The organism is Pandoraea sp. PE-S2T-3 (assembly GCF_002179965.1).
Classification (GTDB): domain Bacteria; phylum Pseudomonadota; class Gammaproteobacteria; order Burkholderiales; family Burkholderiaceae; genus Pandoraea.
In genome coordinates this window covers 102,076-113,379 of sequence record NZ_NGUQ01000006.1, presented here as the reverse complement: position 1 = coordinate 113,379, position 11,304 = coordinate 102,076, and the positions used below count along the sequence as shown (strand labels likewise).

The following is an 11,304-nucleotide window of genomic DNA, read 5'->3' as shown; positions in this document are numbered from 1 at the left end:
GTTCGGCGTTTTTTTGATCGCGTGGTGCTGAATATGCGCTTAATTCACACGCGATTTACGCTTAAGTCGCGTTGGCCGCGCGGAATTTCGCCAATTCGCTGATTAACGCGTTTTTCTCGCTGTCATTGATGAACGACGCCTCAAAGCTGTTTTGCGCCAGCGTGTATGCATCGTCCATCGTCATGTCGAGCGCATGGAAGGTCGCGAGGAAGTTTTCATTCAGATAGCCGCCGAAATACGCCGGATCATCGGAATTGATCGTCACGGCCAAGCCTCGTTTCAACAACTGATGCAGGGTGTGCTGGCCCATGTCCTCGAACACTTTCAAACGCACATTCGATAGCGGGCACACCGTCAACGCGATCTTTTCGCGTGCGAGTCGCTCAAGCAAGGCCTCGTCTTCGATGGCACGCACGCCGTGATCGACGCGCTCGACTTGCAGGGTGTCCAGCGCTTCGTAGATGTAGGCGGGCGGGCCTTCTTCGCCGGCATGCGCGACGATGCGCAAGCCCAGCGCCCGGCAGCGCTCGAACACGCGTGTGAATTTGGTCGGCGGGTGCCCCTGTTCCGAGGAATCGAGCCCGACGCCGATCAGACGATGTCCGTGGCTGTTGAAGTACGGCAGGGCGGTTTCCAGCGTCTGCAACGCATCTTCTTCCGACAAGTGCCGCAGGAAACACAGGATCAGGCGGCTCGTGATGCCGTGCTGCGTCTCGGCTTCGGCCAACGCGCGTTCGATGCCGTTGATCACCGTCTCGATGGACACACCGCGCGCCGTATGCGTCTGCGGATCGAAGAAGATTTCGGTGTGACGGATGTTGTCTTGCGCAGCGCGTGCAATGTAGGCGCGCGTCATGTCGCAAAAATCGTCCTCGGTCAGCAGAACGCTCGCGCCCGCGTAATAGATGTCGAGGAACGATTGCAGATCGGTGAAGGCGTACGCGTCGCGCAAGGCCTCCACGTTGGCGTACGGCAGCGTGACGCCATTGCGCTGCGCCAACTTGAAAATCAGCTCGGGCTCCAGCGTGCCTTCGATATGCACATGCAGCTCGGCCTTGGGCATGGCACAGATAGTCTTGGCTTGTTCTGGCGTGAGTGGCATGGAATTGGGTGTTGTCGTTGGGGGATTGGGCGGGATTCTACCGTCGCAGGCCTGTGCCGGTCACGCGCGTCGCGCAGGCAGCGGCGCGTGCGATGAAACGCCCGGACGTGCCGGCGGGCAGCTACCGGGGCAAATAGGGCGAAAATCGGGCCAAAGCCTTGCGAGGCAGGCGCTCAGATCGACACGCCGGCACGTTCGGATGCGGTGGCAGCGGCGTCGCCGTGGCTGCTGACAGCGTTGGTCGTAGTGCCCGCTGGCGCACTCAGATGCATTTGTTGCTCGCGCACCCGCAGCAACTGCGCGGCAACGGCAATGGCGATCGTCGCCGGGGCCTTGCCGGTGATGCCTGCCACGCCGATCGGGCAGATCATCTGCTCGAAACGCTCGGGCGGCACGCCCCGGTCGCGCAGCCGGTGCTCGAACTGGCGGCGCTTGGTCATGGAGCCGATCAGCCCGAAGTAGGCAAAATCGTCACGCTTGAAGATTTCCTCGCACAGCCGCTGATCAAGCGCATGGTTGTGCGTCATGACAAGGAAAAACGCGCCCGGCGGCGCTTCCGCCACGACAGACTCGGGCGTGTCGGTGGATTCGACCGTGGTGTTGGGCGGTACGGTGTCGGGGAACGTCTCGTGGCGCTCATCGGCCCACGTCACACGGCAGGGCAGCGTCGCGAGCACCTGCACGATGGCTTGCCCAACGTGACCGGCCCCGAACAGCACGATATGAAAATCGCTGGGCGCGAGACGCTCGCTCAGCCACAACCAGCCGTCGCTGCCTTGCCAGAACGCGCAGGCGGCATCATCGGCGTCGCGTGTGAGCGTGTGCGGGTGTGCCAGCGGTTCGCTGGCATCGAGTTCGGTCAGCAACACCGGTCCGCCTTGCTGCTGGCTGGCCACGGCGTTGGCACCGGGGGCGCCGAAGGCTACGCTGCGCAGGCTCGATTCGCCCGCGCTCAGCCGCTTATGCAACGCGCTGACCCATGCCAGATCGGTGAGTGTCAGCACTTCAAAGGCGAGCGTGACGGCACCGCCGCAGCACTGGCCCAGACTCGGGCCGAGGGCGAAGCGCTCGACGTGCCGCCCGCCCTGTTGCCCGTACTGTTTGAGCAGTTGACGCGCGACTTCCATCGCGCGCCATTCGAGATGGCCGCCGCCAATGGTTTCCCACACGTGCTCGCGGGTCACGAGCAAATGCGTGCCCGCTTCACGCGGGGCCGAGCCTTCGACGCGCGCGATCGTGACCAATACGGCGGCTTCACCGCGCGCGAGCAGTTTGTGGGCGGCGTCGACCCAGCGATGCATCAGCCGGCGCTCCGCGTGCGCAACTCGGTAATCGCCATGAGCAGCGCCTCGGACGTGGCCGGCGCATTGAGCACCGGTTCGTCGCGATGGTCGTTCACGCTGGCGACGGCGTCGCGCAACGCATTGAACACGGAGAACGGTAGCAGCAATGGCGGTTCGCCCACGGCCTTCGAGCGATGGATCGAGTCCATCACGTTGGTGTTATCGAACAGCGCCACGCGGAAGTCGGTCGGGCAGTCGCTGATCCCCGGGATCTTGTACGTCGACGGGGCATGCGTCATCAACTTGCCGTCCTTGTTCCACCACAACTCTTCGGTGGTCAGCCAGCCCATGCCTTGAATAAACGCGCCTTCGACCTGCCCGATGTCGAGCGCCGGATTGATCGACTTGCCCGCGTCGTGCAGCACGTCGGCACGCAGCAGGCGCCATTCGCCGGTCAGCGTGTCGAGCACGACTTCGGACACGGCCGCGCCGTACGCGAAGTAGTAGAACGGATTGCCGTTCATCTTCGCCGCATCCCACGACAGGCCCGGCGTGGCGTAGAAGCCGTCGGACCACAGCTGCACGCGCGCCCAGTAGGCCGCTTCCACGAGATCGGGGAACGCGACTTCATTGCCGTTGGCGGTCACGACATCGTTGGCGAACTGCACGTCGTCGGCCGAGCCGCCGTATTTCTGCGCGGCAAAGGCGGCCAGCCGCTGGCGAATCTGCCACGCGGCATTCTGCGCGGCCTTGCCGTTCAGGTCGGCTCCGGTCGACGCTGCCGTTGCTGAGGTGTTGGCGACCTTGCTGGTGTCGGTTGCCGTCACGCGAACGTGCGAGAGATCGACACCCAGCTCGTGCGCGACGACTTGTGCGACCTTGGTGTTCAGCCCTTGCCCCATCTCGGTGCCGCCGTGATTGACCAGCATCGAGCCGTCACGGTAGACGTGCACCAGCGCACCGGCCTGATTGAAGGCCTGCACGTTGAACGAGATACCGAACTTGAGCGGCGTGAGTGCCAGCCCCTTGCGCAGCACCGGGCTCGTGCGATTGAACGCGTTCACGGCGTCGCGGCGTGCGCGATAGTCGCTGGTCGTTTCCAACTCGCTGACCAGCTCGTGAATGATGTTGTCCTTCACGGTCTGCCCGTACGGCGTGGTGTTGCGATCGGTGGTGCCGTAGAAGTTGACGCGGCGCACGTCGAGGGCGTCTTTACCCAGACGGCGTGCGATGGCGTCCTGCAACACTTCCATGATCAGTGCGCCCTGCGGGCCGCCAAATCCACGGAAAGCGGTGTTCGACTGCGTGTTGGTCTTGCCGCACAGCGCCCGCAGATCGGCATCGGGCACGTAGTAGGCATTGTCGAAGTGGCAGATCGCGCGCGTGGCGACCGGGCCCGACAGGTCGGCGGAGAAGCCCGCGCGCAGCGTCATGTCGACCTTCGCGCCGGTGATGCGGCCGGTGTCGTCGAAGCCCACGTCGTACTCGAAGTAGAAGCCGTGACGCTTGCCGGTCATCATGAAGTCGTCGTCGCGATCGAGACGCAGCTTCACGGGGCGCTTGAGGCGCGTGGCGCACAGCGCCGCGACGCACGCAAACAGACCCGATTGCGATTCCTTGCCGCCAAAGCCGCCGCCCATGCGACGGCATTCGACCAGCACCTGATGGCTGTGCCAGTGCAACGCGTGCGAGACCAGCATCTGCATTTCGGTCGGGTGCTGCGTCGAGCAGTAGACGTGCACGCCATCGTTTTCTTTCGGAATGGCGTACGAAATCTGCCCTTCGAGATAGAACTGTTCCTGCCCGTTGCATTCGAACGTGCCCGTCAGGCGGTTCGGCGAGGCTTGCAACGCCGCATCGGCATCGCCACGGCGCAGGTGATACGGCGGCAACACGCCCGCGCCTGCTGCCTTGGCCGCCTGCGGCGTAAGAATGGACGGCAGATCTTCGTATTCGCCCTTGGCGAGACGTGCAGCACGGCGCGCCGCGTCATGCGATTCGGCGACGACGGCAAACATCGGCTGACCGATGTATTGCACGATGCCGTCGGCGAGAATCGGATCGTCGTGAATGACCGGACCGCAATCGTTCACGCCGGGAATGTCGGCGGCGGTCAGCACAGCGACCACGCCCGGCGCTTTGCGCACGGCGTCGAGATCGAGCGACAGAATGCGCGCGTGCGCCTTGGGCGACGGGCCCAGTGCGCAGTGCAGCGTGCCTTGGACTTCGGGGATGTCGTCGGTGTAAGTGGCTTCGCCAGCCACGTGGAGGACGGCCGATTCGTGCGGACGCGAGCGGCCCACCTGGGCGCTCGATGCCGTGGTGGTACCGGTCTGCGTCATGAAGCCTTCAACTTGCGTGTTCATGGGCGGCTCCGGTCAGACGTTGGCAAACGCATTGACCTCGTGCGCCGCCAGCGGCGCGTCGGTACGCGTTTCCAGGAAAAAACGATACAACAGATTCTGCGCGCCCGCGAGCCGGTAAGCACTCGTCGCCCGCATATCCGAGAGCGGCTGGTAGTCCGTCGGCAATGCGGCCATGGCGGCACGCACGGTGGCCTCGGTCCACGGTTGCCCGTTCAGCGCCGCTTCGATCGCGGCACCGCGCTTGGGCGTCGCGGCCATACCGCCGAAGGCGATACGGGCCGAGCGCACCACATTGCCGTCGAGGTCGATGGCGAAGGCGGCGCATACGGCGGAAATGTCCTGATCGAAGCGCTTGGCCAGCTTGTAGGTGCGAAATCGCTGGGGCGTGCGCGGATACGGCACGCGGATGCCCTGCACGAACTCACCCGGTTCGATGGCGCTCTTCTGATACGCGATGTAGAAGTCCTCCAGCGGCATTTCGCGCACGCGGTCTTCACGGCGCAGCACGATGGACGTGCCCAGCGAGATCAGGCCCGGCATGGAGTCGCCGATGGGCGAGCCGTTGGCGACGTTGCCGCCGAGCGTGCCCGCGTTGCGAATCGGGAACGACGCGAAGCGCTGACGCAGTTCCGCCAGTTCGGGGTAGTGCTTGACCAGTGCGTCGAAAGCATCGTTGAGCAGGGCGCCTGCGCCGACATAGATGCCGTTCGGACCTTCCGAAATCTCGCGCAGTTCCGCGACCTGCCCGATATAAATCAGGTGTTTGAGATCGCGGAATTGCTTGGTGACCCACAGGCCCACGTCGGTGCTGCCCGCGAGAATGCGTGCATCCGGGTGCGCGGCGCGCAGTGTGCCCAGCTCGGCCAGCGAGCGCGGGGCGTGGAACAGGTGGTTGTCGTGCTCGTACGTCAGCATCTCGCCGCGTTGCAGCGCCTGAAGCTGCTTGGCGAGTGCGGCACGATCGAATTCGTGGCGCGGCAGGTCGTACATTTTCTGTGCGGCATCGACAATCGGGCGGTAGCCGGTGCAGCGGCACAGGTTGCCGGAGAGCACGTCGTCAATTTCGCGACGGCTCGGGCAGCCCGCCGATTCGGGGCGGTTCAGATACATCGCCCACAGCGACATCACGAAGCCGGGCGTGCAGAAACCGCACTGCGAGGCGTGGCAGTCGACCAGCGCCTGTTGCACCGGATGCAGCTCGCCGGTCGGCGCGCGCAGGTCTTCTACGGTGAACAGGGCTTTGCCATCGAGGGTGGGGAGAAACTGAATGCACGCGTTGACTGCGCGCAGGGAGACATCGCCATCGCCGGCCAGCTCGCCGATCACGACGGTGCAGGCGCCGCAGTCGCCTTCGGCACAACCCTCCTTGGTGCCGGTGCAATGCAGGTCTTCGCGCGTGTACTGGAGCACGGTGCGGGTCGTATCTTCGCCCGTGACCTCGTGCACCTTGCCGCGGTAATAGAAGCGGATGGGTTGTGTCTCCATGATTCTCAGTGTAGTGCAGTGAATTGTTGTCGATGCGCCGGGACTGCTCCGGCGTGGGGATGAGCCGAAGATAGCACCGGCGCGGGAGGTAAATATTTCGTGCCCATGATGATGGCTATTCGGTCGCCCCGATGACGCGGCATTGTCATAAACTATCGTTCATCCCCCCGTTATCAGACGTTCAACACGTCCACCGAGCCCCCGTCCCCATGCAAAGACCCCGCGAACAGATCGACGCCTACCTGCTGCGGGTGCTCCATACGCTGCTTACCGAACAAAGCGTTTCGCGCGCCGCGCTCAAGCTCGGCCAGTCGCAACCGGCGGTCAGCAACTCGCTGCGCCGGCTGCGCGAGATCACGGGCGACGCCATTCTGGTGCGCGGCAAGAGCGGCATGGTCGCCACCGAGCGCGGCCGCGAGCTGCTGGGTTTCGCGACGGATGCGCTCGCCGCCATCGACCGTATCACCCATCCGGCCACCGAATTCGCCCCGCAGACCACCACGCGGGCGTTCCGGCTGGGCGCGCCGGACTATCTGGACGCGGTTTTTCTGCCCAATATCGCCGAAGTGCTGCGCCGCGATGCGCCGTCGGCACGCCTGCACGTCCAGCCGATCAATGCGGGCTTCGACTACGCCGGTGCGCTCGAAAACGGCTCGCTCGACGTGGTGATCGGCAACTGGCTGGAACCGCCGCCCCAACTGCACATGTCGCGCCTGTTCGACGACGAAGTGGTGTGCATGCTCGGCGCACAGCATCCGCTCGCGAACAAGGGCATTTCGCTCAAGCACTATCTGGAATTGCCACATCTCGCGCCCACGCCTTATGTGGCGGAGCGCCAGAGTTTTATCGACGGCTGTCTGGCGGAACAGGGGTTGCGGCGCAACATTCAGATGACGATGCCGTATTTCGGACTCGTGCCGTACGTGCTGATGCGCACGGATCTGGTGTTCACCACCGGGCGGCAGTTTGCGCAGCACTACGCGCGCTATTTGCCGATTCGTGTGCTGCCGTCACCGTTCGCGTTCCCGCCGATGCGGTTCTATCAACTGTGGCACGAGCGGACTCACGCGGCCCCCGAGGTGACGTGGCTGCGCCGGCGAGTGGCGGAAGTGGCAACGGAACTGGATGCGGCCGGGAGTGGCGCGGGTGCGGGCAATGGCGCGGCGCTTGCCACTGACGGCACGGTGGCCGGCCGGCCCTAAAGACAAGACTGGCCGCCCCGGAGGACGGCCAGTGAGACAGACTTCGATATCGGGCGGTGCCGCAGCGGGCACGCGCCGGTATCGAATCGGAGAATGACGCCTTAGCGCAGCGAAATCGCGCGACGCGGACGATGCAACGCCAGCGCCAGAAAAATTACGACAAATGCGGCCAGCGACCACATCGGCAGCGTCAGGCCGAGAATCGGCGGATACATCGTCTGGCACATGCCCTGCACCTGGAAGACCTGCGGCAGCATGCGCGAGGTCGGCAGGGCATCGACGAAGGCTTCGACGACGTCGTAGCCGCAGCTCACCATCGGATTCGCCTGCACGTAGATCAGATAGGCCGATGCGGCCATGCCGCCGATCGCCGACAGCGCCGCGAGCACGCGCGCGAACTGAATACCCGCCCAACCGCGCGAGACCGCACCGACCAGCCCGAAAATCGCGATCAGCACCAGTGAATAGCGCGCCAGAATGCACAGCGGACAAGGGTCTTCGTGCAGCACGTACTGGAAGTACAGCGCGCCGCCCAGCAGGGCGAGACACACGAGGGTCAGCAGGAAATACAACGAGCGTTCGCGGCGCAGGGCCGGGTCGATTTGAGCGTTCATGTCACTTCGGGCGGGTGGACTATCGGATAACAGACGGCACGCTGATGCCCGTAAACCCCCGTATGATGCGGGCGCCGGGCACATGGGCTGGCATTGTAACCCCGCGTCGATTCGCGCGTGAGACGAAAAAATACGGAACTTTCCGCCCAAAAATCGGACGTTTGCGGTCCCCTGTGGGCTATCAAAACTCACAGGGGTACCTGAGACGGTGCCCGTGATCGGGCCGGGACGTCACCGCCCGCGGCGGATTCAGCCGCCCAAGCCCGCCTCGCGCAACGTGTGCTCGATGGCCCGGCCGACCGGGAACAGGCGCGCATCGTCGCCCGCTGCGCCGCTCACCATCAGGCCGATGGGCGCTTCGCCTTCTGCCTGACACGGCAGCGAGAACGCGCAGCCGTCGATCATGTTGATCGCCGTGGGGTTGCGCAGCACCAGCGCATTGGTGGCCGTGAAGGTCTCGTCGCTGGCTTCCAGCGGGGCGATCGCCGGCGGCGTGAGCGGCACGGTCGGGCACAGCACCGCGTCGAAACTCTGCCAAACCGGATTTGCTGCCCCGATGAGCGCGGCTCGCGCTTCGATCAGATCGATATAGTCGGCCGCTCCCGCAGGCTCGCCCTTGCGGATGCGTACGAGCACGCGCGGGTCATACCCGTCGGCGCGTTCGGCCAGCAGCTTGCGATGCCATGCGAACGCTTCAATCGGCGAGAAGCCGAAGCGGTTGATGGCCGGCAGGTTCTCGAAAGGGGCGAATTTGAATTCGACGAGCGTCGCGCCGGCCTTGGCCAAGGCGGCGAGGGCGCGCTCGTAAATGGCGAGGGCGGCGGGTTCTGCGCCGTCGAGCACGTAGTTCGTCAGCACGCCAAAGCGCATGCCCTTGAGCGGGCGCAAGGCAGCAGGCGTTTCGATGACCGGCTGACCGGACAGAATGGCGTCGACCCACGCGCAGCAGTCGACGGAGCGGCCGATCGGGCCGACCGAGTCGAGCGTGGTCGAGAGCGGCACGGCGCCGTCGCGCGGCGTGCGCGAGGCGGTCGGCTTGAAGCCGGTCAGGCCGCAAAATGCCGACGGAATACGGATCGAGCCGCCCGTGTCGGTGCCCAGCCCGACGGCGGCCATGCCGTCCGCCACGGATGCGGCGGCACCCGAGGACGAGCCCCCGGCCACGTGACCCGTCTCGCGCTGCCACGGCGAGCGCGGATGGCCGTAATGCGGGTTGAGTCCCAGCCCGGAAAACGCGAACTCGGTCATGTTGGTGCGACCGACGATCACGGCCCCGGCCTGACGCAGGCGCGCCACGGCGGGGGCGTCGCGCGTTGCCGGGGCGGCGTCGGCGAGTACGGTCGATCCGGCGCGCGTGACTTGACCCGCCACGTCGAACAGGTCTTTGACGGACACCGGTACGCCCATCAGCGGCGACAGGCGGACACCGGCGCGACGCAGAGCGTCCAGACCGTCGGCGGCGGCGCGGGCGGCGTCGGCGTCCACTTGCGTGAAGACGACGTTGCCCTGGCCCGCCGGATCGGCGATGCGCGAGAGCGCTTGCTCGGTCAGGGCGCGGCTGGTGGTGCGGCCGCTGTCGAGTGCGGCGGCCAGGTCGGACAGGGGGCGTTTCAGATCGATGGCGTCGTGGCTCATGTTCAGATCGCTTTCAGAATATGGGTGCGGAATTCTTCGATATGCCGGGCAATTGCCCGGCGGGCGCGCTCGGCGTCGTGTGCCGCCAAGGCTTCATACAGTTCGAGATGCTCGTCGAACACGCCTTCCAGATGGCTCGGCGTGGACAGGGCCAGAAACCAGAAGCGCAGCGAGCGCTCGTGCAGGCCGCGCAGCAACTCGGCCAGCGTCTGGTTGCGCGAGGCGCGCGAGATCGCCAGATGGAAGTCCCGGTCGATGGCCATCATCACGGCCACGTCGCGTGCCGCAATGGCGTCGCGCGAGCGCGCCAGCACGGCTTTGATCGCCGCGAGGTCGTCGGGTGTCGCCGCGCGGGCGGCCAGTTCGACGCAGTAGGTCTCGTTGATCATGCGCACGTCGATGATCTCGAGCGCATCGTTGAGCGAGACCGGCGCGACCATGGCGCCTTTGCGCGGCAGGATCACGAGCAAGCCTTCGAGCGCCAGACGGTGCATCGCCTGATGCACCGGCGTGCGCCCGAGCCCCGTCGACTGCATCAACTGGGCTTCGTTGAGCGTTTCGCCCGGACGCAGCCGCAAGGTGATGATGTCGTGCTTGATCGCCTCGTAGGCGCGCTCGGTGAGGCTGCGGCCATCGGCGGGCACAGCGGCGCGAGGGGAGGCCGCAGGGGCGGCGGGGGCGGAAGCGTCGGGCGTGTCGTTGAGCATCGAATCGGGGGAGATCAGTCGGCGATGGCCAGCGCCTGCGTGGCGTAGCGATGCCGGATAGCGCGGCCGAGCACCGGGTCGCGCAGTTCGATTTCGAACACGTCGCCCCCGGCGACGCCGCCGATGGCAGCGAGTGTGCCACAGAACATCGCGGCGCCAGCAGGCAAGCCGTCCGGCCCCAGTTTTGCCATCAGCTCCTGCGGCGAGAGCAGGCCGGCCACCGTGCCTTCCTGATACAGGTGCCGGACGCCGCCGCGCGTGACCCACGAGCGCAGTTCCAGTTGATCCCAGTGACCTGCCACGTCGGCAAAGCGCCACGCCTCACGCGCGACCGGCTTGCCGCAGACCTGTTTCGACACGGTGACACCGTAGGCCTCGACCTCGCGGTCGGTGTGGTCGGAGCCCACGCTCACCAGCAAACCGGCGTCGCTTTGCACCAGCACGCACTCGGCTTCGCCGCTGCTGGTCTGGCCGACCACGTCGATGGCGTCGTCCTGCGAGAGCAAGGCCGGGGCCAGCCGGTAGAAACACGGCGTGGCCGACGGGCGGCGCACACCGAGGGCCGCCAATTCGGCAATGTGATGCTCGACCGCGTCACGATCGCGCCCGGCCCAGCCGGCAATGATCAGCGTATCGACAGATGCGGTGACGGGCACCTTGGCGGCAACGGAGGCGTCGCCTTGTGACACCGCAAGCACCGCAAACGACAAACGGGAACTCATGAAAACGCACTCCTGTGAAATTCAATTGATATTGTTGTGATATTTCACAGTGCGGCGCGACAAAACGCAAGTAAAAAAATTTCATCGGAAGGGGCGATTCGCAGGAATTTTGGGGAATTTTTTGTGAAGAGCCCCGTCAATCATGGGTTGCGCGCGTCTCCGCCCATCGCGTATATTGATTCGGCGCG

General features: G+C 65.2%; 9 protein-coding genes. 1 reads left to right on the top strand and 8 read right to left on the bottom strand.

The genetic code is table 11. From position 1 onward, the window contains the following. Nucleotides 1-61: 61 nt before the first annotated feature. The 4 genes from CDV46_RS02040 to xdhA form a co-directional block, all read right to left on the bottom strand. Complete coding sequence (locus tag CDV46_RS02040; protein WP_087686691.1) at nucleotides 62-1,102, bottom strand: adenosine deaminase; 1,041 nt, start codon at nucleotides 1,100-1,102, stop codon at nucleotides 62-64. A gap of 173 nt (nucleotides 1,103-1,275) precedes the next feature. Further along, the gene (gene xdhC, locus CDV46_RS02035; RefSeq protein WP_254915902.1) at nucleotides 1,276-2,403 is read right to left on the bottom strand and encodes a xanthine dehydrogenase accessory protein XdhC; all 1,128 of its coding nucleotides are present in this window, start codon (nucleotides 2,401-2,403) and stop codon (nucleotides 1,276-1,278) included. Continuing rightward, nucleotides 2,403-4,751: a xanthine dehydrogenase molybdopterin binding subunit gene (gene xdhB / locus CDV46_RS02030; RefSeq protein ID WP_058377832.1), complete on the bottom strand. Its 2,349-nt coding sequence runs from the start codon at nucleotides 4,749-4,751 to the stop codon at nucleotides 2,403-2,405. Before xdhB ends, xdhC begins: the two co-directional genes overlap by 1 nt. A 12-nt stretch (nucleotides 4,752-4,763) precedes the next feature. Then, nucleotides 4,764-6,236 carry a xanthine dehydrogenase small subunit gene (gene xdhA, locus CDV46_RS02025; RefSeq protein ID WP_087686692.1) on the bottom strand — a complete coding sequence of 491 codons (1,473 nt, stop codon included), beginning with the start codon at nucleotides 6,234-6,236 and terminating at the stop codon, nucleotides 4,764-4,766. A gap of 209 nt (nucleotides 6,237-6,445) precedes the next feature. On the opposite strand from xdhA, the gene CDV46_RS02020 reads away from it, so the two are divergent. After that, on the top strand, nucleotides 6,446-7,438 hold the full coding sequence (locus tag CDV46_RS02020) for a LysR substrate-binding domain-containing protein (RefSeq protein ID WP_249277392.1): 993 nt from the start codon (nucleotides 6,446-6,448) through the stop codon (nucleotides 7,436-7,438). 101 nt (nucleotides 7,439-7,539) lie between these two features. On the opposite strand, the gene CDV46_RS02015 is transcribed toward CDV46_RS02020, so the two are convergent. The 4 genes from CDV46_RS02015 to CDV46_RS02000 form a co-directional block, all read right to left on the bottom strand. Then, nucleotides 7,540-8,052, bottom strand: coding sequence for a disulfide bond formation protein B (locus tag CDV46_RS02015; RefSeq protein WP_058377834.1), 513 nt, complete (start codon nucleotides 8,050-8,052; stop codon nucleotides 7,540-7,542). Nucleotides 8,053-8,301: 249 nt separating this feature from the next. Continuing rightward, entirely contained in the window at nucleotides 8,302-9,687 is a 1,386-nt protein-coding gene (locus CDV46_RS02010; RefSeq protein WP_087721666.1) for an amidase, read from the bottom strand. 2 nt (nucleotides 9,688-9,689) lie between these two features. Continuing rightward, on the bottom strand, nucleotides 9,690-10,394 hold the full coding sequence (locus CDV46_RS02005) for a GntR family transcriptional regulator (protein WP_087686694.1): 705 nt from the start codon (nucleotides 10,392-10,394) through the stop codon (nucleotides 9,690-9,692). Between the two features lie 14 nt (nucleotides 10,395-10,408). Continuing rightward, nucleotides 10,409-11,116 (bottom strand): DUF2848 domain-containing protein, encoded by a 708-nt coding sequence (locus tag CDV46_RS02000; RefSeq protein WP_087721665.1) that lies wholly within the window; start codon nucleotides 11,114-11,116, stop codon nucleotides 10,409-10,411. Nucleotides 11,117-11,304 lie beyond the last annotated feature (188 nt).